General features: G+C 72.4%; 17 protein-coding genes, 1 tRNA gene and 1 riboswitch. Of the genes, 11 read left to right on the top strand and 7 right to left on the bottom strand.

Annotated elements, in window-relative coordinates:
- The first annotated feature begins 255 nt into the window (after positions 1-255).
- Positions 256-1,305: a hypothetical protein gene (locus ACSHXC_RS18500; protein WP_438292629.1), complete on the top strand. Its 1,050-nt coding sequence runs from the start codon at positions 256-258 to the stop codon at positions 1,303-1,305.
- Positions 1,306-1,388: 83 nt separating this feature from the next.
- On the opposite strand, the gene ACSHXC_RS18495 is transcribed toward ACSHXC_RS18500, so the two are convergent.
- A complete protein-coding gene (locus ACSHXC_RS18495) occupies positions 1,389-2,120 on the bottom strand; it encodes an ANTAR domain-containing protein (protein WP_438292628.1) in 732 nt (243 codons plus the stop codon).
- Between the two features lie 1,304 nt (positions 2,121-3,424).
- On the opposite strand from ACSHXC_RS18495, the gene ACSHXC_RS18490 reads away from it, so the two are divergent.
- Complete coding sequence (locus ACSHXC_RS18490; protein ID WP_438292627.1) at positions 3,425-3,688, top strand: hypothetical protein; 264 nt, start codon at positions 3,425-3,427, stop codon at positions 3,686-3,688.
- 262 nt (positions 3,689-3,950) lie between these two features.
- Here the strand turns inward: ACSHXC_RS18490 and ACSHXC_RS18485 are convergent, their stop codons facing one another.
- Both ACSHXC_RS18485 and ACSHXC_RS18480 read right to left on the bottom strand, forming a co-directional pair.
- Positions 3,951-4,448: a hypothetical protein gene (locus tag ACSHXC_RS18485; protein ID WP_438292626.1), complete on the bottom strand. Its 498-nt coding sequence runs from the start codon at positions 4,446-4,448 to the stop codon at positions 3,951-3,953.
- 490 nt (positions 4,449-4,938) lie between these two features.
- The gene (locus ACSHXC_RS18480; RefSeq protein ID WP_438292625.1) at positions 4,939-5,463 is read right to left on the bottom strand and encodes an HAD domain-containing protein; all 525 of its coding nucleotides are present in this window, start codon (positions 5,461-5,463) and stop codon (positions 4,939-4,941) included.
- Between the two features lie 145 nt (positions 5,464-5,608).
- Here ACSHXC_RS18480 and trpD point away from each other — a divergent pair, with 145 nt between their 5' ends.
- The 6 genes from trpD (at position 5,609) to ACSHXC_RS18450 (ending at position 11,760) form a co-directional block, all read left to right on the top strand.
- Positions 5,609-6,670: an anthranilate phosphoribosyltransferase gene (gene trpD / locus ACSHXC_RS18475; protein ID WP_438292624.1), complete on the top strand. Its 1,062-nt coding sequence runs from the start codon at positions 5,609-5,611 to the stop codon at positions 6,668-6,670.
- Positions 6,671-6,734: 64 nt separating this feature from the next.
- Positions 6,735-6,808: transfer RNA gene (locus ACSHXC_RS18470), tRNA-Met, on the top strand.
- A 115-nt stretch (positions 6,809-6,923) separates the two neighbouring features.
- Positions 6,924-7,709, top strand: a complete 786-nt coding sequence (locus ACSHXC_RS18465) for a MerR family transcriptional regulator (protein ID WP_438292623.1) — start codon at positions 6,924-6,926, stop codon at positions 7,707-7,709.
- Between the two features lie 366 nt (positions 7,710-8,075).
- Positions 8,076-9,197, top strand: coding sequence for a PP2C family protein-serine/threonine phosphatase (locus ACSHXC_RS18460; RefSeq protein ID WP_438292622.1), 1,122 nt, complete (start codon positions 8,076-8,078; stop codon positions 9,195-9,197).
- Between the two features lie 243 nt (positions 9,198-9,440).
- Positions 9,441-9,581: riboswitch (cyclic di-AMP (ydaO/yuaA leader) on the top strand.
- 11 nt (positions 9,582-9,592) lie between these two features.
- Positions 9,593-10,663, top strand: a complete 1,071-nt coding sequence (locus ACSHXC_RS18455; RefSeq protein WP_438292621.1) for a M23 family metallopeptidase — start codon at positions 9,593-9,595, stop codon at positions 10,661-10,663.
- Positions 10,664-10,815: 152 nt separating this feature from the next.
- The gene (locus tag ACSHXC_RS18450) at positions 10,816-11,760 is read left to right on the top strand and encodes an aldo/keto reductase (protein WP_438292620.1); all 945 of its coding nucleotides are present in this window, start codon (positions 10,816-10,818) and stop codon (positions 11,758-11,760) included.
- Here ACSHXC_RS18450 and ACSHXC_RS18445 read toward each other — a convergent pair.
- The 4 genes from ACSHXC_RS18445 to ACSHXC_RS18430 all read right to left on the bottom strand — a co-directional run bounded on the left by ACSHXC_RS18445 (position 11,752) and on the right by ACSHXC_RS18430 (position 17,175).
- A complete protein-coding gene (locus ACSHXC_RS18445; protein ID WP_438292619.1) occupies positions 11,752-13,224 on the bottom strand; it encodes a PrsW family intramembrane metalloprotease in 1,473 nt (490 codons plus the stop codon). The genes ACSHXC_RS18450 and ACSHXC_RS18445 overlap by 9 nt on opposite strands.
- A gap of 47 nt (positions 13,225-13,271) precedes the next feature.
- Positions 13,272-14,078, bottom strand: a complete 807-nt coding sequence (gene trmB, locus ACSHXC_RS18440; RefSeq protein ID WP_438296676.1) for a tRNA (guanosine(46)-N7)-methyltransferase TrmB — start codon at positions 14,076-14,078, stop codon at positions 13,272-13,274.
- A gap of 367 nt (positions 14,079-14,445) precedes the next feature.
- Positions 14,446-15,648, bottom strand: a complete 1,203-nt coding sequence (lhgO, locus tag ACSHXC_RS18435) for an L-2-hydroxyglutarate oxidase (RefSeq protein ID WP_438292618.1) — start codon at positions 15,646-15,648, stop codon at positions 14,446-14,448.
- 111 nt (positions 15,649-15,759) lie between these two features.
- Positions 15,760-17,175, bottom strand: coding sequence for an MFS transporter (locus tag ACSHXC_RS18430; protein ID WP_438292617.1), 1,416 nt, complete (start codon positions 17,173-17,175; stop codon positions 15,760-15,762).
- Between the two features lie 794 nt (positions 17,176-17,969).
- Here ACSHXC_RS18430 and ACSHXC_RS18425 point away from each other — a divergent pair.
- The 3 genes from ACSHXC_RS18425 to ACSHXC_RS18415 all read left to right on the top strand — a co-directional run bounded on the left by ACSHXC_RS18425 (position 17,970) and on the right by ACSHXC_RS18415 (position 21,383).
- On the top strand, positions 17,970-20,120 hold the full coding sequence (locus tag ACSHXC_RS18425) for an asparagine synthase-related protein (RefSeq protein WP_438292616.1): 2,151 nt from the start codon (positions 17,970-17,972) through the stop codon (positions 20,118-20,120).
- Between the two features lie 283 nt (positions 20,121-20,403).
- Complete coding sequence (locus tag ACSHXC_RS18420) at positions 20,404-20,862, top strand: helix-turn-helix domain-containing protein (RefSeq protein WP_438296674.1); 459 nt, start codon at positions 20,404-20,406, stop codon at positions 20,860-20,862.
- Positions 20,820-21,383 carry an RNA-guided endonuclease TnpB family protein gene (locus ACSHXC_RS18415; RefSeq protein WP_438296672.1) on the top strand — a complete coding sequence of 188 codons (564 nt, stop codon included), beginning with the start codon at positions 20,820-20,822 and terminating at the stop codon, positions 21,381-21,383. The genes ACSHXC_RS18420 and ACSHXC_RS18415 overlap by 43 nt, the downstream gene beginning before the upstream one ends.
- Position 21,384: the final 1 nt, after the last annotated feature.

Below are 21,384 nucleotides of genomic sequence, written 5' to 3'. Positions count from 1 at the left end.
GCACCGCGCGGTGCGGTACCGACGGGGAACGGGAGCAGCATTCCGGCCGTGCCCCCGGTACGGATCACGGTCTGATCCACGGACATGAGTCGTAGGCGCTCGGCGGGGGGGGGAGCCAAGCATGGCCGCAAGATGGCCTTTCCGGACAGAAAGCGTTTCCCGGACATTCTTGGGCGAGCGGGGTCCCGGGGGCGAAGGGGCGTGGCTACTGTCCACGTCGGCACGCTTCCATCCCGCATCGAGCAGGGGGTTTCCGTGGCACCTTCGACAACACCTGGCTATGCCTGGAAAGACGGGTTCGGTCTTGGCGGGGGCATCGTCGATGACCCCGCCGTGGCGCCCAACGCCGACGACCGCCTCCAGGTCTTCGTCCGGGGCGGCGGCAGCGATCTGTACACCAAGTGGCAGGACTTCGACTGGACTTGGGCCAAGGACTGGCAGCCGATACCCAACACCGCCGGCACGGTCGACGGCAGTCCCATCGCCCTGCGCGGCCCCAGCGGCCGCATTCACGTCTTCTGGCGCGGCCCGGACAACAGCATCTGGCACCTGCGCCAGCAGGTCATCAACGGCAGTTGGGCCAGCCCCGAGAGGATCGCCACGGGGGCGGCCAGCAACCCGGCGGCCGCGCTGAACGCGGACGGGCGGATCTCGGTCTTCTACAACGGGACCGACCGCGCCCTGTGGCACGTCGACCAGGTCCAGGTGGACTACGCCGGTTTCGCCCAGCCCGACAGTCTGGCCGGGGACACCGCAGCCAACCACAGGCTGGCGCCCACCGTCGCCCGCAACGGCGAAGGCCGCCTTCAGGTCTTCGTCCACGGCGCCGCCGACGAGATCTGGGGCAACGCGCAGAAGTCCGCCGACGCCACCGGCAACTGGATCGGATACTTCCGCGTCTCGGACCAGAACGCGGGCGTCGTCGGCAGCCCATTCGCGGTCACCGACGCCGACCAGCGCATCCGCGTCTTCTGGCGGCAGGGCACCACCGGCTACCACGCCGTCGAGCAGGCCGGCTACACCGCTTTCAAGGCCCCCCAGACGCTGTCCGGGAAGATCGTGGAGACACCGACCGCCATCCTCGCGATGGACGGCCGCCTGGAGGTCTTCGTCATCGCCGACGACCGCAGCCTCTACGTCACCGAGCAGCAGAAGACCAACGAAGACGTCTTCACCCAGGTCGACCGCCTGGGCGGCAACCTCCCCGGCCTGCCCGTCCCGGCCAAGTTCCACGACAACCGCATCATGGTCGCCCACCGCGGCTCCGACAACGCCTTCTGGGCCTTCCAGCAAAACCGCGCATAGCCCCGCACGGGCGGCGGCCCCCCGACAACACCGGGAGACCGCCGCCCGACGCACTGAACACGCCCCTCGGCGTGTACCGGCCCTCACGGGCGGGAGAACGGGCCTGTGGCGGGTGAGTTGGTGACGATCTGCGCTGCCAGAGCGGTGACCTTGAGATGGCGCCTGCGGGCGTGGTCGCGCAGGCGCGTGAAGGCGTCCGCGGGGGAGCAGTCGAAGCGTTCGGCGAGGATGCCTTTGGCTTGTTCGATGAGGACTCGGGTGTCCAGGGCGTTCTGCAGCTGTTCGTTGCGGTGGAGGACGTCTTCGAGTGCGTGGCGGTGGTGCAGGCCGATCGCGGTGGCCCGGATCAGCAGTCGTGCCCACGTGACGTCGGCGGGACGGAGGGCGCCGGGCTGGTGGTAGAGGTTGAGGGTGCCCGCGACGTCATCGGCCACGTGGATGGGGAGGGTGGTGATGGCGGGCAGCCCGGCGTCCAGCGCGTGGTGGCTGAAGCGTGGCCAGCGGGTGCGGCTCTGCGGGTGGCCCAGCAGGATGTTGGTGAGGGGTTTGCTGGTGCGCAGCGTGTCGCGGCACGGGCCTTCGGCCAGCTCGTGCTGGAGGCGTTCCATGTGGGCGGCGCCCTCGTCGGACGCGGCTATGTGTGCGGCGCGGCTCGACGGGCCGGTCAGGCTGCAACTGGTCGCTGTCACGCCCGGGGTGTGCAGGGCGACACCTGCCAGCTGATGGAGCAGGCAGTCGTCGTCCGCCTGGAGAGCGGGGTCGGCCAGGGCGAGCAGGGAAGCTGCGGCCTCCTGGTGCGCCTGTAGGGAGGTCATGCGTGCACCTACCAGGGGTTTGGGGCCGGGTGCGGTCGGTGACGTTGTCAGTTCGGATACCCGGCAGGGTGGGTCCGAAGCCGGGGTTGCGCGGCAGAAAATCACAAGGCGGCATGGATTCACCACTGGGCATGATGACGGGCGCCAGGCTTCCGCCTTCGTGCACCGCGGTTGGACAGGGGGCCGTGATGGCGGGTGCGGGCGGGACGAGTGGTGTCGGACCTCGATGAAGATCCGTCGCAATCGGTCTCTCGGCGGAAAATTCTGGCCGGCGCGGCGCCGGGGGCCGAGCGGCTGGCACGCTGGGCGCTGAACGAGGTCGGCCGGCACCGGACGGGGAGGGGACGCCGTCCGCCGCTGACGCTTCCCTCCCCCCCGACGCTCGGCAACCCGGCCGGAAACCCTCTGCTTCCGGTTGCGTGACATCGCGGGGGTCACCAGGGCCCGGGCGGGGCTGGAGGATGGCGCGGCGGGGAGTTCGCGGACCTGGTCCCCTCCCCATGGCGTGTTCCGCCGCGGGACCAGGTCCGCCCTCGACCATGGGCCGCCGGGTCAGCGGGAGTGCCCGGTGCCCCACGGGAGTCCAGTGAGCTCCCCTTGTCGCCGCGGCCGGTTCAGCGGGGCGGCGGTGCGAGGGATGCGGGGCGGGCTCGCGTACGTACCCCGCGCCATCGGCTCCCACGTCCCACGGAGAATTCGGTGCCGTCGTCCGGGACCTGGACTGCGGCCCGAGGACCCCGCACGGCGAACGGCTGGGTGGCTGTCACCTCCTTTCCCGGACAGGTGGCCGCCCGGGTGCCGGCCCGCGCCGGAGCCCGCAGGCAGCGGGCAGCCAGGGAGACGGCGCGGGAAGGGCGGGAAGGCAAGGCGACTTGAGCGCGCCGACGTGCCGTGCCGGGCGCGCCCGTGCGGCCGGAACTGGCCATGCGCACGGTGCGTCAGCCGCAGAAGTCGCCGGCGGAAGGCCACGATCAGAGGCCCGGCCCAGTACTGCGGGCCGTACCGTCGCGGCAGCGGAACGCGGCACACCACAGGCTGCGGAACAGACGCGCTGGGCAGAGCGTCGTTTGATGGGTCCTGGCCTGCCACTGCTGCTCCTGGCTGCACCTCAAGACGGTCCACAGGGACGTGTACGCAGCCGGGGTCCGGGGCCTGTACAGAAATTAGCCGAGCCGTCCCACTCGGGAAAGACGCTCTTCAGGTCACTTCCCGGAGGCACGGCGGGGGAGGATATTCGGCGCGTTCCGTCGGCAGCAGCGGTGGATCAGGCCGGCTGACGGTGCGGCTGGGCGGAGGTGAGGCGCATGTGGCCCGAGGACCGTAACGGCTACGACGGCAGCGGTGGGTCGGGACTGGCCGGACCGGACGGTTTGCACAAGGTCACCGATGCCCTGGCGAAGGCCGCGGCCGGCGCCGATGCCCGGCAGATCCTGGCGGCACTGTGCCGGGCCCGCCTGGGCCTGCTCCTGGTCACCGGCGCCTCGGTGTACCTCGCCGCGAGCAGCGCCGCGCGGGTGCTGCTGTGCGCCGGCGGCGACACGGCGGCCCGGTTGGCCGAGGCCCAGTAGACCCACGGCGACGGCCCCTGCCGCCGTGCGCCGCAAGAGGCGGCTCCGGTGGTGGCGCCGGATTTGGCCGCCGGGGCCGACGCCCACCGCTGGCCGGTATTCGCCCAGCAGGCCGAGGAGCCGGGGCTACGGGCGGCGTTCTCGTTGCCGCTCGGCACCGGGGCGCTCGCGCTGGGCGCCCTCGGTCTCTGCCGGGACTCCCCTGGACCGGCTGCGAGCCCTGGCCTTCGCGCCATGCCTGAGGGTGGGCGAGTTGGGGTGGTCAGTGCGCGGGCTGTGGTGTGGCCGGTCTGGGCCACGGGGTGCGGTGGGTGAGGCTGATGTGGCCGTCCGGGGTGCGGTGCAGGTCCAGCTCATGGTCCTTGCCGTGCGGCGGATCGGCGGCGGGCCTTTGGAACTGGCCGTTGCGGGCGACGGGCAGCCAGGCGGGCGGCCCGTCGACCGGCCGTTCGAGGTAGTCGGTGACGGCGAGGGTGATGCCGGCCGGATCGGTGTGGATCCGCAGCTGGTAGCGGGACTGCTGGCTGTGTCCGACCAGGTAATGGGCGGCCACCGTGGCCGCGTCCCCCACTTTCTGGGCCACCGGGGCCGGGGCCCCGATCGCGGCCAGCAGACTGCGGGCGGCCCCGCCCACAAGCTTGTTGGTGCGCTCGGCACATTCGGTCTCCACCGTGAAGGACAGCCGGGGCAGGGACAGCCCCGGCGTGTCCGAGACGGGGAGACGGGGCGGAGGCCAGGTGTGGCGCACGGCGTGTGACATGGCGGACCTCCCGCTGAAGCATGGGGTGGGCGGCCACGGGAGGCGGGGCCAGTACAGCGCCTCCGGCGGCCGCACGTCTACAGCATCCGCCGGGGTCCAGGGCGTCCCGGAGAAGTTACGCCTTGCTGCGCGGCGCGCCTAGGAGCGTCCTCGGCCATCCGCCGGTGAGCAGGGACAACTCCGGTTCGGATACGGCAGATTGACGACCCTTCATGTCAAGGTCGCAGGCTGCATTTCATGCGTATGGGGGAATGTCGTCTCTTGTGAACCGTTTCTTCGGTTCATGCGTCGGATGTGGCCGGTCTAGGCTGACCGCGCATCGCCGCCCTGGACCCGGGTGGTCTTCCTTCGTGACCGTCGTGCCGGTGCCCCAATGCGGGGAAGTGGTCAGCGAGTTGGAGCGTGCAGAGTTCTGGCGGCGGGGCCGTTCTCGTCATGGTGGTCGTGGTCGGGCAGCAGCCGCCGGCCACGCTGCCTTTCCCGTCGGGCGTCAGGCGGGCAACCCCTGCCCCGCGGTCCGCAACCACCCCTCAAGCGCGGCGAAGTCGGCATCCGTGAGTCCCTGACGCGGGTCGACGCGGTGGAGCAGGGCCCGGTCTCGAACGTGCGCGGCCACCCATGCCCGGTCGGCGGCGGTGATCTCGTCGTCGACCCAGGCGAAGGGCCGCCCGGCCGCGTAGTCGACGAGGGCCCGGGTCTTCCAGTGCAGCCCGCCCTGCTCATCGTCCTCGTACGCCTCCGGCCAGGTCACCACCGGCAGTTCTGGCAGGCCGAGCCGTGGGGCGATGCACTCGTTCGCATCGGCCATCCACGTCGTGGCCCACACCAGCTCGCAGCCAAGCGCTGCCAGCCGAGGCCCGTACTCGGGATTCAGCCTGGTCAGGAGGGGGTTGGAGGCGGCCCCCCGCGGTTCGGGGTCCAGCTCGTACGTCGGATGTCCGCCCGGGCGCCCGAACGGGATGAGCGGTCCGTCGACGTCGAGGAAGAGCAGTGGGCGCTGTACAGGTGCGGTCACGGCTGCACGTTAGTGGCTCGGCGGTCACGGCCCGCCGGGGCGGCACCGCCGATCCGCTCGCCCGGTACGAGGTGGGGACCGGGGCGGTCGATAGCGTGGGCGGGACCAGCGCGCGGTCCCGCCGTGCCCGCATCGAGGGGAAACCGTGACCGACACCGACCGCTCCTGGCGGCACCTGCTGGCCGTACTGCTGCGTGGCGAGGACCTCGGCGCGGACGATGCCCGCTGGGCCATGCGGCAGGTCATGGACGATGCCGCCGAGCCGGCCCAGTTCGCCGGGTTCCTGGTGGCGCTGCGTGCCAAGGGCGAGAGCGCCGAGGAGATCCACGGGCTGCTCGACGCGCTGATGGAGCGGGTTGTTCCCCTTGCCGTGGACGGGTCCGGCGTCGTCGACATCGTCGGCACCGGGGGCGACGGGGCGCACACCGTCAACGTGTCCACGATGGCCGCCATCGTCGTGGCCGGGGCCGGTGTGCCGGTCGTCAAGCACGGTGGGCGGTCCGTCTCCAGCAAGGCCGGGGCCGCCGACGTGCTGGAGGCGCTCGGGCTGCCGCTCGGCCTCACCCCGGACGCCGTCGCCCGCTGCGTCCACGAGGCCGGCATCGGCTTCACCTTCGCGCCCCGCTTCCACCACGGGCTGCGCCACGCGGGGCCGGTCCGCAAGAGCCTCGGCGTGCCCACCGTCATCAACTACCTCGCCCCGCTGACCAACCCGGCCCGGCCCCGCACCGCCGTCGTCGGCTGCTCCAACACGGAGCTGGCCCCCGTCCTCGCGGACGTCCTCGCGGCCCGCGGGGCCAGTGCGCTGGTCGTACGCGGCGACGACGGGCTGGACGAGATCACCACCGCCGCCCCCACCCAGGTGTGGGTCGCCGCGGGGAAGTCCGTGCGTCAACTGCGCCTGGACACAGCCGAGTTCGGGCTTCCCCGCTGCACACCCGACGCGCTGCGCGGGGGCGATGCCGCCTACAACGCGCTCGCCATCCGCCGCGTCATGGACGGCGACACCGGGCCGGTCCGCGATGCCGTCCTCGCCAACGCCGCGGGGGCGCTCGCCGCGCACCGGGGGCTGGAGGAGCGGAGTCTGGACGATGCCTTCGCGGCCGGGCTGCGCGAGGCCCGGCACTCGATCGATTCCGGGGCGGCCGCACGCACCCTCGCCCGCTGGCTGGACCTCGCCCGTTCCCTGGCTCCCGCCCCCCGCTGACGAGAACCTTCGCACCCCTTGGTTCTGAGCACCCCTCCGAATGGCGTACAGTTGTGTTTACCGACGCGGGGTGGAGCAGCTCGGTAGCTCGCTGGGCTCATAACCCAGAGGTCGCAGGTTCAAATCCTGTCCCCGCTACTGAACGAAGAGGCCCGGCACTTGTCATCAAGTGCCGGGCCTCTTCGCGTTCCCCCGCCGCCTTCCGCCGAAGCGCCTTGACCTTTACGCAACGTCAAGATCTAGCTTGGTCGATGTGAACGGCAAGGAGTGGTCGATCCAGGAGATCGCCAAGAAGGCCGGGACGACGAGCCGCACCCTCCGCCACTACGGAGACCTCGGCCTGCTCGCCCCGAGCCGGATCGGAAGCAACGGATACCGCTATTACGACCAGGACGCCCTGGTCAGGCTTCAGCGGATCCTGCTCCTGCGGGAGCTGGGGCTCTCACTGCCGGTCATCGGCGAGCTCCTGGAGGGCGAGCGCGATCCGGCGGCCGCCCTGCGGACCCATCTGCGCCTCCTTGAACAGGAGCGCGAGCGCATCGCGCGGCAGATCGCGTCCGTGCGGACCACCCTGCACAAGACCGAGAAGGGAGAGGAGCTCATGGCGGAGGAAGTGTTCGACGGCTTTGACCACACCCAGTACGAGGAGGAGGTGAGCCGGCGCTGGGGGCGGGACGCCTATGAGAAGGGCGACCGCTGGTGGCGCTCGCTCAGCGAGGCTCAGAGGAAGGGATTCCTGAAGGAGCACGAGGACATCGCCCGGGACTGGGGGCGGGCGCACCAGGCCGGGCTCGCGGCCGACGGTGACGAGGCGCAGGACATCGCGCGGCGCCATGTCGCCTGGCTGTCCACCACGGCGAGCGTCGGCAGGTCGTACGTCATCGGGCTCGGCCGGATGTACGTCGACGACCCGCGCTTCGGCGTCAACTACGACAAGCACGGCGAGGGCACGGCGGCCTTCGTACGGGACGGCCTGACGGTGTACGCCGAGCGGCACCTCACGGACGGGCCGGACGCCAGGGGCGCGTGCGGGGAGTAGTCTCGCGTGCGCCATGAGTGAGCGCAGGAATATCGGGACACGGGTGGGGACACGGCGGAAGGTGCCTGTCGTGTTGCTGCTCGCCGTGGGTGCGTTCCTGCTGAGCGGCTGCGAGGAGCTGGGGGAGCCCCTCCCCGTCAACGGGGCGTCGGCCGCCGGGTCCGCGGGCCCCGCGCACGGCTGCCGCCTGAATCGTGGCGGCTGGGCCGAGCTGCCGTGCGTGCCCGACCAGGGTGCGAACCATCGCCACACCAGGGGAAGCTGCGCCCGGGGACGCCCGGGGCCCCACCGCTGCCGCCGCCGCTGACTGCCCCGGTTGGGTGCGGCCGAGTCGCCGCGGGAGCCGGGAAGCGCCAGGCTGGACGGGTGCGGCAGCGAGCAGAGGGCGACGGGCGCCTGGTACGGGCGCTACCCGTACTGCTGATCGTCGTCGGCTTCGTTTTCGACGCCTCGACCCCGCCCGACCTGACCGCCGCCGCGCTGTTCGCGGGCGCGCCGGTCGTCGCCGCCCCGTTCTACTCGGGCCGCGGCACCGCTCTCGTGGGCCTGGGTTCGTTGGCCGCCGTCGTGGCGCTCTGGTTCATACACGATCTGCCCAACCTCGGCGAAGGGTCCAGCGAGCTGTTCACCGTGCTCACGGTGGGCGCGCTCGCCCTCGTCATCAACCGCATCCTGCGCCGCAGCGGCGAACAGCTCGCCTCCCAGCGCGTCATCGCGGAGACCGCCCAGCGCGCCGTGCTGCCCACACCGGCGCCCCGTATCGGCGGGCTCAATGTCGCCGCGCGGTACGAGGCCGCGCAGGCGGACGCCTTCATCGGCGGGGACCTGTTCGCCGTGCAGGACACCCCGTACGGGGTCCGGCTCATCGTCGGCGACGTACGCGGCAAGGGGCTCCAGGCGGTGGAGGCCGTCGCCGTGGTGATCGGTGCGTTCCGGGAGGCCGCCGAGCAGGAGTCCTCCCTGGAGGCGGTCGCCCAGCGCCTGGAGCGGGCGCTGGCCCGCGAGGGCACCCGGCGCGACCGGCTGGACGCGGTCGAGGGGTTCACCACCGCGCTGCTCGCCGAGATCCCGCGCGGTGACGGCACCGTACGCCTGGTGAACCGGGGGCACCCCGAGCCGTTCATGCTGCAGGCGGACGGCTCGCTCGACGCGCTCGTGCCGTCCGAGCCCGCGCTGCCGCTCGGCATGGCCGATCTCGGGGTGTGGCCGGACCGGGCGGACGTGCGCCCCTTCCCGCCCGGGGCGACGCTGCTGCTCTACACCGACGGCCTGTCCGAGGCGCGCGACGGCTCCGGCGTCTTCTACGACCCCGGCACCCGGCTGCGCGGCGCGATCTTCCCCGGCCCGGAGGAGGTCCTGGACGCGCTCGTCGACGACGTACGCCGCTACACGGGCGGCGGCTCCAACGACGACATGGCGCTGCTCGCGGTGGCTCGCCCGGCCGAGGGCCAGCCGCAGCGGCGCCGCACGGTCAAGATCGTGAAGTAGAGGGCGTCACGGTGTGTGCCCGAAGGGTGCCGCTGCGCATAACAATTGACACACTGTCAGAAAGCGGGTGTGGCGAGGGTGACCCTGAGAGGCTGTCAACTCGCCCGATTTGAACCGGCTATGGGGTACTAAGTCCCGGCCGGGACCGTTAACGATCAATGGGAACGGCTTGGAATCCGCCCCCGCTGTCTATTAACGTTCGATAACGCAGCGCGGTCGTCCCAGTCGCCGCCAAGGCGGCACCGTGCGCATGCGCCGAATCCCGCGAGGGAACCGGGGAACCATCAAACTTGGGGTGAATCGGACGTCCGTTATGGACGCTCGTAGGAGACCTTCCTGCTCCGAACCCGGCAGCTAACCCGGTAGGCGGTAAGGAAGGAAAGGAGCGCGCCTTCGTGGCGTCCAACGAGCCTGCCCTCAACACCCCCCTGCCCCCTGTTTCGCTGTACGGGGACGTACCCGGCGAGACCGAGAGCTGGGAGGAGTGGGACCCGACCGAGGAGTCCGTACGTCCGGTACGCGGCCGGCACCGGGTGGCCAAGCAGCGTGGCGGGCTCGCCCGCAGCTCCACGGTGCTGGGCGTCGGCGTCATCGCCGCGGTCGGCGCGGGCGGCATGGCCACCGCGCAGACCAAGCCGCCGGTCTCCATATCGCTGCCCGACTCCATATCCGAGAACCTGCCCGACCTCGGGTCGCTGCCCGGCGTCGGCGAGCTGGTCTCGCACGACAGCCCGGATGCTCCCAAGACCGCTGCCGCCAGGGCCGATCAGAAGATCGCCGCCTCGCCGCTGACCATGACGGGGCTGTCCACCAGCGAGGCCGAGCAGGGTGCCACCGACGCGGGCGAGGCGCTGCGCGCCCGCATCCTCCAGCAGGCCGAGCAGCAGAAGGCCAGTGCGGTCGCCGAGGCGAAGGCGGCCGCGCAGAAGGCCGCGGCGGAGAAGGCGGCCGCCGACGCCAAGGCCAAGCAGGACGCGGCCGCCGCCAAGGCCGCCGCCGAGAAGAAGGCGGCCGAGGAGGCCGCGGCCAAGAAGGCGGAGGAGGAGCGGCTCGCCAAGCTGGCCGCGAGCTACTCGCTGCCGGTCGGCTCGTACACGATCACCTCCACCTTCGGCGAGGCCGGCTCGATGTGGTCCTCCGGCCACCACACCGGCCTCGACTTCGCCGCCCCCACGGGGACGCCGCTCAAGGCCATCCACTCCGGGACGATCAAGTCGGCGGGCTGGGCCGGGGCGTACGGCTACCGCACGGTGATCACGCTGGATGACGGCAGTGAGCTCTGGTACTGCCACCAGTCTTCGCTGGCGGTGAGTGAGGGGCAGAAGGTGTCGACGGGTGACGTGATCGGTCGCGTGGGCGCGACCGGGAACGTGACGGGGCCGCACCTCCACCTGGAGGTCCACACCCCGTCCGGCACGGGCATCGACCCGATGACCTGGCTCCAGTCGAAGGGGCTCAACCCCTGAGGTGGCTAATGACGGGCAGCAGCCACCCCTAGCCCGTCCGGCGTTTGAGGACGAGCGCCTTTAAGGCGCGATCGGGGTCTGGGGCGGAGCCCCAGTTGCTTGCGGGCGGGGGTGCCCGGAATAGCCACCCCCGTAAGGGAGTTGATCAACTCATGACCTCTCTCCGTGTGCTCGGCAGCTCCGACCTCTCCGTCTTCCCCCTTTCCCTCGGCGGCAACGTCTTCGGCTGGACAGCCGACCAGGACCAGTCCTTCGCCGTCCTGGACGCCTACACCCACGGCGGCGGCAACTTCGTCGACACCGCCGACCTGTATTCCGCCTGGGGCGAGGGAAACTCCGGTGGCGAGTCCGAGGCGATCATCGGGAAGTGGCTGGCCGCCCGCGGCAACCGGGACGACGTGGTCGTGGCCACCAAGGTCGGGGCGCTGCCCGGCTACAAGGGCCTGGCCCCGACCAACATCAAGGCCGCCGTCGAGGAGTCGCTGCGCCGCCTCGGCACCGATTACATCGACCTGTACTACACGCACTTCGACGACCCCTCCGTCCCCGTCGAGGAGATCGTGACCGCCCTGGACCAGCTGGTGCGGGACGGCAAGGTCCGCGCGCTCGGCGCCTCCAACATCAGCCCGGAGCGGCTCCAGGAGTCCCTGGACTTCTCCGACCGCGAGGGCCTCGCCAAGTACGCGGTGCTGCAGCCGCACTACAACCTGGTCTCGCGCGGCACCTACGAGGGCGCCCTCCAGGAGACCGCGTCCCGCGCGGGCCTGGCCGCCGTCCCCTACTTCTCGCTCGCCTCCGGCTTCCTCACCGGCAAGTACCGCCCGGGCCAGTCCGTGAACAGCCTGCGGGCCGAGGGCGCGGGGGAGCACCTGGAGACCGAGCGGGGCCGCAGGGTGCTCGCCGCGCTCGACAAGGCCGCCCAGGAGACCGGCGCCGAGATCGCCACGGTGGCGCTGGCCTGGCTGGCCGCCCGGCCGACCGTCGCGGCGCCCATCGCCTCGGCCCGTACCGTCGAGCAGCTCCCGGCGCTGCTCGCGGTCGCCGACCTGGAGCTGACCGACGCGCAGGTCGCCGAGCTGACGGCCGCCTCAGCGTAGGTACGGGTTGTACGGCGCCGGGCCCGCGGCCGGGCCCGGCTGCCCGTAGGGAACCTGCGGAACGTAGGGAACATACGGCGCGTACTGGGCGTGCTGGGTGTACGGGTGCGGCGGGCCCGGCTGCGGGGGCAGCCAGATCCGGCCCGTGGCCCCCGCCGCGTACAGCAGCGCCGGGCCTGCGACCGGCTTGCGCTCCCACAGATGGTGGAGCAGCTCCTGCTCGCGGGCGGCGAAGTCGGGACCGGGGCCGACCGCGCCCGCGCTGCGGTAGGCGCGGTGCCGCAGGAAGGCGAGCGCGGTCGCGAACGCCTCGTACTCGGCGACCGCCCGCGCCGCCGGCTTCCCCCCGAAGGTGCGGTGCGCGAAGTCGCGGGCCGTCGCGCGGGCCGCCATCGAGGACAGCGCGAGCGGCTCCGCGGGCCCGAGCCAGCCAGCCGCGGCATAGGCGGGCAGCTCGGCGGCGACCGTACGCAGCTCGCGCTGCCGGCTCCAGATCGCGAGCCAGGTGAGCAGCCCGAACACCGGCACCATGAACGCCCCGTACACGATGTAGAAGCCGTACACCCCGAACAGCGTCGAGCTGTTCCACAGGGCGTGCATGCCCATCGCGCAGACCAGGCCGCCCAGCGGGAACACGACGCGGCGCAGCCGCTTGCCGGGCGCCGCGAGCGCGGCCGCGCCGAACCCGATGCCGGTGAGCACCGTGAACAGCGGGTGCGCGAACGGCGACATGACAACCCGTACGAAGAACGTCGCCGCCGTCGTCGAGGCGAGGCCCGCGCTGTGGCTTGCCTGGTCCTCGCCGAACGCGTTGCCCAGATAGAGGATGTTCTCGGTGAAGGCGAAGCCGGTCGCGGTGAAACCGGCGAAGACCACGCCGTCGACGATCCCCTTGAAGTCGCGTCTGCGGAAGAGGAAGAGCAGCAGGACGGCCGCCGCCTTCGCGCTCTCCTCGACGATCGGGGCTATGACGCTGGCGCCCAGATGGTCGGCCGAGGAGGGGTCGGCGGTGGCCGTGGCTATCCAGCGCGTCGCGAACGAGTTGGCGATGATCGCCACCAGAGCGGCGGCGCAGGCGCCCCACGCCAGGGCGAACAGGAGGTTGCGCCACGGCCCGGGGTCGACCCGGTCCAGCCAGCGGAACGCGGCGCCGAGGAGCGGCACCGGAAGCACCGCGAGCCCGAGCCCTACCAGGAACCCCTCGGTGCCGGTCTGTTCCCGTACGAGCGCGAGGATGACCAGGCCGCACAGGGCGAGCAGGGTGATCAGCGCGCCCGCGCGGACCGCCTTGGAACGCCAGAAGTCGCGGCGCGGCCGGTAGCGCCACTTCGACCGGTCCGGCGGGACCGCGTCGAACCGGGGCTCGTCCGCGCACGCCGGAACCGGCTGGGCCGCAATGGCCGGCCCGGCCTGCTGGGGCGCCTGCCCGGGATGCGGGCGATGCGGAAGCGACTCGAAGGACACCAGACGACCCTAACGAGGGTCACTGACAATCCGCGACGGTGCCTGCACTACCCGCTGTGCCCGACCCGTCGGAACAGCAGGTCGTGCACCACATGCCCCTTGTCGAGACCCTGCCCCTCGAACCGCGTCAGCGGCCGGAACGCGGGCCGCGGGGCGTAGCCGCCGCCCTCCACCGTGTTCTCGAAGTCGGGGTGCGCGTCGAGCACTTCGAGCATCTGCTCGGCGTAGTCCTCCCAGTCCGTCGCACAGTGCAGTACGGCGCCGGGCTTCATCCGCGTCGCGGCCAGCGAGAGGAACTCGGGCTGGATCAGGCGGCGCTTGTGGTGCCGCTTCTTGGGCCACGGGTCCGGGAAGTACACGCGCAGGCCGTCCAGGGCGTCCGGCTCCAGCATTTCGCGCAGCAGGATGATCGCGTCGCCGTTGGCCACCCGGACGTTGCTCAGGCCGCCGCGCTCGGCGAGACCGAGGAGGTTGCCCTGGCCGGGGGTGTGCACGTCCACGGCGAGGATGCCGGTGGCGGGGGCGTCCGCGGCCATCTGCGCGGTGGCCTCGCCCATGCCGAAGCCGATCTCCAGGACGACGGGAAGGCCGTCGAACATCTCGCCCAGGTCGATCTTGCGCAGCCCGTCGATGTCGAAGCCCCACACCGGCCACAGGCGCTCCAGGTACTCGCCCTGGCCGGTGGTGACTCGGCTGCGGCGGGGCTGGAAGCTGCGGATCCTGCGTTCGTGGTGGGATCCGGCGGGGTCGGCCGCCGGGCCGCCCGGGAAGCGGGGTGCCTTGTCCCTGGGCAGGACCTTTTCGGTGGCCGCCGCGGCCGGGGCTTCTGGGGTGTGGGGGTGCTCAGACACAATGCGGCCAATTCTACGACCCTGGTGTCGGCGGGGGTGCGGCTTCGCTTCGCGGTGCTGCTGTCGGCGGGCGTGCTGCTGTCCAGCGGGGCTCGGCCCCACGGCCCCGGGTATTTACGGTTTGCCCTGGTGGGGCGGGGGCGCTTCCGCGTCTTTGTGCTCGGGTGCGGGTGGTTGGGTGGCTGGTCGCGCAGTTCCCCGCGCCCCTTAGGGCGTGCTGGTTGGGCTCGCTCACGCGACGGAACCCGCACAATGCCACACCCACGCGCCCGGCCCCCAGGGGCGCGGGGAACTGCGCGAGAAGCGACCACGGCCTGCGGGCGAAGACAGGCTTGAGGGGCGCGGGGAACTGCGCGAACGGATGGCCGGGTCAGGGGCGGGGCAGGGACGCCAGGGTCCGCCTCGCCACCTCCCTCCCGATCGGCAACGACGCCGTCGCCGCCGGGCTCGGGGCGTTCAGGACGTGGACCACTCTCGGGGTTTCCCGGATCAGGAAGTCGTCCACCAGGGTGCCGTCCCGCAGGACGGCCTGGGCCCGGACTCCTGCCGGGGCCGTGCGCAGGTCCGCTTCCTCCACCCCGGGGAGCAGGCGGCGGACCGCCTCGGTGAAGGCTCGCTTCGAGAGGGAGCGGTGCAGTTCGCCCGCGCCGTAGCGCCAGTGGCGGCGGGCTATCCGCCAGGTGCCGGGCCAGCCGAGGGTGCCGGCGAGCTCGGCGGGGCGGACCGTGCGCCAGTCGTAGCCCTCGCGGGCCGCGGCCGGCACCGCGTTGGGGCCGACGTGGACCGAGCCGTCGACACCCCGGGTCAGGTGGACGCCGAGGAAGGGGAAGGCGGGGTCGGGCACCGGGTAGACCAGGCCCTTGACCAGGCCGGGCCGGGCCAGCTCGTAGTACTCGCCGCGGAACGGCACGATCCGCACCCCGGGGTCGTCGCCCGCGAGTCGGGCCACCCGGTCGCAGTGCAGGCCCGCGCAGTTCACCAGGGCCCGGGCGCGCAGCACCGTACCGTCGGCCGTGCGCACGGCGACGCCGAGCGAGGGGCGCCGGTCGATGCGGACGACCTCCGCGCCGTACCGCACGTGCGCGCCGGACAGCTCGGCGAGGCGGGCCGCCACCGCCCCGTAGTCGCACACCCCCGTCGTGCCGACGTGGATCGCCGCAAGGCCGCGTACCTCCGGCTCGTACGCCGCTATCTGGGCCGGGCCCAGCTCGCGCACCGGGATGCCGTTCTCCCGGCCGCGCTGGACCAGGGCGTGCAGCCGGGGCAGCTCGGCGCGCTCGGTGGCCACGATCAGCTTGCCGGTGACCTCGTGCGCGATGCCGTGCCGGGCGCAGAACTCGACCATCTCGGCCGCGCCCCGCACCGCGAAGCGCGCTTTCAGCGAGCCCGGCTTGTAGTAGATGCCGCTGTGGATGACCCCGCTGTTGCGCCCCGTCTGGTGCCGGGCGGGGCCGCTCTCCTTCTCCAGGACCACCACGCGTGTCCCCGGCGCGGCCCGCGTGAGGGCGTACGCCGTCGACAGACCCACGATCCCGCCGCCGACCACCAGGACATCGCAGTCGTACGTCGTCACCCACACACCTCCCACCCCGGTCGCGTTCTTTCCCGGAGGACGGCCCCGGACCCCCTCACCACATACTGCACTGACCCACTGACAATCCCGGTAAACGTCCGGTAGAGGGGTCTACGCCGGGGTCATCAGGAGTGGCCTGGCGCGCTCGCGCAGCTCGGCGACCCTCGGCTCGTCCCCGTACGGCTCCAGGCGGTGCAGCAGATCGCGGACGTACTCGGTCGTACGGGCCGAGGAGATGCGGCCCGCGACCTCGACGGCCCGGGTGCCCGCCGCGCACGCCGCGTCCAGGTTCCCCGACTCCAGCTCGGCCACCGCGCTCACCACCAGACGCAGCCCGTGCGAGCGGACGAACTCCTCGGTCGGCCGCGAAAGCGCCTGCTCGGTGAAGCGGCGGACCTGGCGGGGCGCCTTCAGGTCGCGGTAGCACTCCGCCGCGTCCGCCGCGAAGCGGTCGTAGGAGTAGAAGCCGAGCCAGGACGGGTCGCAGTCGCCGTCGCGCGAGCGCTCCAGCCAGGCCTCGGCGGCCTTCAGGGCGGCCTCGGCGGGGTGCCCGTCGCCGGCCTTGGCGTGGGCGCGCGCCTCCACGAGGCGGAAGAAGGACATGGTGCGGGCGGTGGCGAGGCCGCGGTTGCGCTCGACGGCGGCCTGCGCGAGGTCGACGCCCTCGTCGGCGAAGCCGCGGTAAGTGGCCTGGAGCGACATCGACGCGAGCACGTAGCCGCCGAGCGGCACGTCGGCCGCGGCGCGGGCGAGCCGCAGCGCCTGGATGTAGTAGCGCTGGGCGGCCTCCTGCTGGCCGGTGTCGAAGGCCATCCACCCGGCCAGCCTGGTCAGTTCGGCGGTCGCGCCGAACAGCGCGCGACCCACCTCGTCGCTGTACGAACCGAGCAGCAGCGGGGCCGCGTCGACCCGTAAGCACTCGGGAACCATCGACGAACGCCAGTCGCCGCCGCCGTACTTGGAGTCCCACCGGCGCGCGTCCTCGGCCGCCTCGCGCAGCTTGGCGACGTCGCTGTGGCCCACCTTCAGCGGTGGCAGGTCGGTCAGCTCGATGCTGCGGGCGACCGAGGAGTCGGCGGGAGTTATGAGCCAGCGGGACGCGGGCGTGGCGTACGCGCTGACCGCGAACGAGCCGGCGAGCGACTGCCAGATGCCGCCGCCGGCCCGCCGTCCGGCCAGATCCAGCCGGTACAGATCGGTCGCCGAGCGCACCGCCTCCGAAACGTCGCGCGGGAAGGCGAGCCCGACCTCGGGGGCCGGATCCGCGTCCGCGAGGCCGATTTCGTGCAGCGGGACGGGCCGGCCCAGTTTGGCGCCGATCGCCGCCGCTATGAGATGGGGCGCGGCGCCCTGGGGCACCATGCCCTTGGAGACCCACCGGGCCACGGAGGTCTTGTCGTAGCGAAGGGTCAGGCCCCGCTGCGCGCCGAGGTCGTTGACCCGTCGCGCCAGGCCCGCATTGCTTATTCCCGCGAGGGCGAGAACGGTGCCGAGCTTCTCGTTCGGCCCGCGTTGCTCCCTGGACATGCGCCACCCCTCGACACAGACGGCGTTCCCCCCGGGCGGTGTGGTGTCCGGATCGCCGGCCGCAAAAGCACGTGGCCGAACCCCCGGGAATATGCCGCTCGCGGGGAACAGCAGTAAACACAGCGTAGTTCGCCGCATCCCGACCGTTAAGAGGCGGTCTTCCGTATGGCGAGATTGTTTTCCGTACGAACAGTTGCTGACGCCCGCGGACGCGCGGCGATCGCCGGACCGCTGCGCCGGGGGTGAGGCGGGACCGGCCGCCGCCGCGCTCCCGCCGTGTGGCCGTGCGCCCGGCCGTGCGCTCTCGCCGGTCCTCCAGGGGAGCGCTTCCATGTGTGGTGCGTGGGTCGGCCCGCTGCATGGATCCAGCGGGCTGGGGGACACCGCCGCCTCAATCCCCGCGGGCGGCGGACCGGTCCGGGAGGCGAACAGCGCCTCCCGGACTGTGTGTTGAGGGCTTCCGGAGGCCGGTGTGACGAGCCCGCCGCGTCCCGAGAATGGCCGGATATCGCCCCTGGGATGAGGGCCCCGGAGCCGGTTGCCGATCACCGATGACCGGTCCCGTGCATCCCGGGACCGACGCCAATCGGCCACCCGCCGGGGCGCATTCACTTTTTGCGCCCGCTACCCGTAGCCCCTCCGGGGTGCCGTTGTCGTGGCAGCATGGGGTCCCGGCCTCCTTCGGCCCGTACGCGAGCCCAGTGCTGAGCCCCAGCGCCGAGCATTCTGACGGGTCGTCATATCGAGGCCGGCCCGAGGTTGTCCACGAGTTGTCCACAGCCTGTGGAGGCGCGATGCGGTGGTTGGTGGGGTGGAGCAGCGTCGCCGCAAGCTTCCGCGCGGGCAGCCACGGTCCGGGCGGATACGGCACGGCCGGTGCCGTCGGCGAGCCCGGCGAGGGGCGCACGGTCCATCCCGTCGGCGCCCAGCTCCTGTGGGGCGACCCGGATCCGCTGTGGGCGGTGGGGGACTGGCGCCCCGACGAGATCCGCATCGTCAGCGTCGGAGCCGACACCCGCCTCGCGGTACTGGGCTGCTGCGCCGCCACCGACGAGGAGCTCAGGGTCGGCCTGTTCGCCGCGCGCGGGGGCGCGCTGCGCCACCTCTCCGCCTGGCCCGGCAGCTACACGGCGGTCGCCCAAGTGGCCCGCCGCGTCACGGTCGTCGGCGACCTGGCCGGCGCCCGGCCCGTCTTCTACACCCCCTGGGCGGGCGGAACGGCCTACGGAACGGCGGCACTTCCGCTCGCCGACCTCATCGAGGCCCAGCTCGACATCGGCCACCTCGCCGCCCTCCTCGCCTGCCCCGACGTGCCCGAGGCGCTCGGCGACTCCACCCCGTACGCGGGCGTGCGCCGCATCCCGCCCGGCCACGCGCTCGTGCTGCGCGAGGGTTCGCGCGAGATCACCGGGTACGAGCCGGTCGCCTCGCTCGCGGTGGCCGCGCCGCAACTGGCGCCCGCCGCAGCGGTGGAGGGCGTACGCGAGGCCCTGGTCTCGGCGGTGCGGGCCAGGCTCACCGCACCCCGGCACGCGCCCGAGACCCTGCCGCCCGACCCCGGCCCGGTCCCCGGCATGGGCCCGGCCGAGCGGCGCGCCGCCCGCGGGGGCCCGGCCCCCGGCATAGGAGCCGACCTCTCCGGAGGCCCCGCCTCCGCGACCCTCGCCCTGCTCGCGGCCGGGCTGCCCGGGGTGCCGGGCACGGTGCTCGGCCACGGCACGGGCGCGGGCGAACGCCTCCTGGCCGTCACCTTCAACGACCTCACGGTCCCGGGCGCGGGGCGCCAGGCCGAGCTGGAACGGGCCGGAGCGATGGCGGCCAACCCCCGCCTGCACCACGTGGTGGTGACGGGAGGCGAGGAGTGCCTGCCGTACGCGGACCTGGAGGGCCCCCTGACGGACGAGCCGGGACCCTCCCTGATCGCGGCCCCGCGCCACCGCCGCCGCCTGCTGTCGGGCAGCGCGGACCACTTCACGGGAAGCGGCGCCCGCCAGGTCCTGGACGCCCATCCGGCGCGCCTGGCCGACCTGTTGATGGACCGTCAGCGCCGCCATCTGCTCCGCCCGGCAACAGCACTGGCAAAAGCGGGCGGCCCGTCGGCGCATTCGTTGTTCGTCCCCCTGACGGTCTACAGGGCGGCCCGGCGCCTGGCCAGAACTCCGTACCGAACCGGGATCGAATCGGCGGCGGACGCGCTGCGGGCGTCGGCGGCGGACGGCCGGGGGGCACCCCGCCTGGACGACACGGCGAGCCCGCTGTCGATCTCGCTTGCCGCGCTGTCATGGACGCGCCCCGGCCCGGCGGCCCGCTGGCTGACCGGGGAAGCACTCGCCGAAGTATCGGTTCGCCTGATGGCCTCGGCGACCCGCCCGGCCCCGTCGCAGCGCCCGGGGGAGGCCCGCGCGTCGGCCGCGCTCGCCCGTTATGCGGCGGACCACCGCGTCCTGGAGCAGGCCGCGGAGGTACGCAGCCAGCGCCTGCACGCGCCGTTCCTGGACAACCAGGTGGTACGGGCGTGCCGGGCCCTGCCGGAATCCCTGCGGGTCCAGCCGGGCGCCCGCGCGGCGATCCTGCGTACGGTGCTCTCGGCATCCGGGGTCCGCGACCTGCCCCCCGGCTGGGGCACCCCGTCCCACGCCCCCTCGACGGCCGCCGCGAGAGCGGGCCTGCGCCAGTCGGCCGACCCGCTGATCTCCCTCTTCGAAGCCCCGCTGCTCGCGGACGCGGGCCTGATCGAGGCCCGGACCATCCGCAAGGCACTACGAGCGGCATCCGAAGGCGCCCCCCTCCCCCTGGACGGCCTGGCAGACCTGATCTCGACAGAACTGTGGCTGCGGCGCCTGCTGTCCCGCCGGGGCACCTGCTGGACGGGCACGGCAGCGCCGAGGCAGCGGGCGGTGGCGGGAGGGGTGGTTCCGCCTCGACGGCCTACGTTGCGGTCTTGAGACGCGGCTTCTTATCAGGGGCGGAAGCCGATGCCGTGTCCTCGCCCCACCGGAGCCCAGCCCGTCGCAGGCGGTGGCGAGGAACGCCCCGCTACTGCTCAGCCCTCTCCAATGGGCAGAACGGGGGAAGAGGCGGGAAAGCCTCGGCCCGGCCCGGCCGAGCATCGCCCGATGCCCCCGCACAGGAACACCCCGCCACCGGATGCCGGTAGGGAATGGCTTCTCGAGACTGGTCTGATTTGGGCTGGAGCACGGATGCCCTGTCTGGGAAGGGGCGTTGTCAGTGGTGGCCGTTAGCGTGGTGGTCGTGCAGCTTCGTTATCAGTACCGCGTCTACCCGACGCCCGGCCAGTGCATCAGTGCGGCCAGGGTGTTCGGGTGTCGGCGTGTGGTCTGGAACGACGCGCTGGCCCGGGTCAGGCCGGTGAAGGCGTCGAACAATCTGCTGGGCAGTACCGGTCACCGGCTCGCACACGGCCCGTATCAGCAGGTCCCGAAGAACGCTGATCTGTCCAAACTCCTGATCACGCAGGCGAAGAGGACCCCGGAGCGGGCGTTCTTGTCGGATGCGCCGGTCGGGGCCGCCGATGTACTGCCGCCCACGGACGGAGATCAGGGCATCGACCTCGGCCTGACGCTCCCCCAAGGTCTTGAGGACCAGGGGGGACCCCCACCGCGGTCCTCGCGGACGGCTCGCACATCGCGAGCCCGAAGTACCTGCGGCGGGCGGAGAAGAAGCTGAAGAAGCGGCAGCGGGAGCTGTCGCGGAAGAAGAAGGGCAGCAGCAATCGGGACAAGGCCCGCACCCGGGTAGCCCGCGCACACGCCCAGGTCGCCGACGCACGCCGCAACTTCCACCACCAGTGGTCTCACAGATTGACGAGCGAGAACCAAGCCGTCTTCACCGAGACCCTGAACGTGCGGGGACTGGTGCGAACCCGTCTGGCCAAGAGCGTGCACGACGCAGGCTGGGCACAGTTCGTGCAGATGCTGGAGTACAAGGCGATCCGGCGCGGCCGCTCATTCGCCAAGGTCGACCGGCACTTCCCCTCCTCTCAGATCTGCTCAGCCTGTGGCTACCGGGACGGCCCCAAGCCGCTCAACGTTCGCATATGGACGTGCCCGAGCTGCGGCACCCGGCACGACCGGGACTGGGACGCGGGCAAGAACGTCCGCTACGAAGGCCGCCGCATCCTCGCGGTCGGCACAACAGAACCACCCACCCCAGGACCTGGGGCCCTCGCCCGGCAACGAGCGAGGTAAA

It is taken from the genome of Streptomyces sp. HUAS TT7, from assembly GCF_051550175.1.
In the GTDB taxonomy this organism is placed as follows: Bacteria; Actinomycetota; Actinomycetes; order Streptomycetales; family Streptomycetaceae; genus Streptomyces.
Note: the sequence above shows the minus strand (reverse complement) of the source record. Positions and strands in the feature narration are given on the sequence as shown.

What these genes read in the sequence shown, in the direction of transcription:
- ACSHXC_RS18425 (WP_438292616.1), top strand. Translation starts at nt 17,970, where the DNA reads ATGCGGTGGTTGGTGGGGTGGAGCAGCGTCGCCGCAAGCTTCCGCGCG.
- ACSHXC_RS18485 (WP_438292626.1), bottom strand. Translation starts at nt 4,448, where the DNA reads ATGTCACACGCCGTGCGCCACACCTGGCCTCCGCCCCGTCTCCCCGTC.
- ACSHXC_RS18430 (WP_438292617.1), bottom strand. Translation starts at nt 17,175, where the DNA reads ATGTCCAGGGAGCAACGCGGGCCGAACGAGAAGCTCGGCACCGTTCTC.
- ACSHXC_RS18495 (WP_438292628.1), bottom strand. Translation starts at nt 2,120, where the DNA reads ATGACCTCCCTACAGGCGCACCAGGAGGCCGCAGCTTCCCTGCTCGCC.
- ACSHXC_RS18450 (WP_438292620.1), top strand. Translation starts at nt 10,816, where the DNA reads ATGACCTCTCTCCGTGTGCTCGGCAGCTCCGACCTCTCCGTCTTCCCC.
- ACSHXC_RS18490 (WP_438292627.1), top strand. Translation starts at nt 3,425, where the DNA reads ATGTGGCCCGAGGACCGTAACGGCTACGACGGCAGCGGTGGGTCGGGA.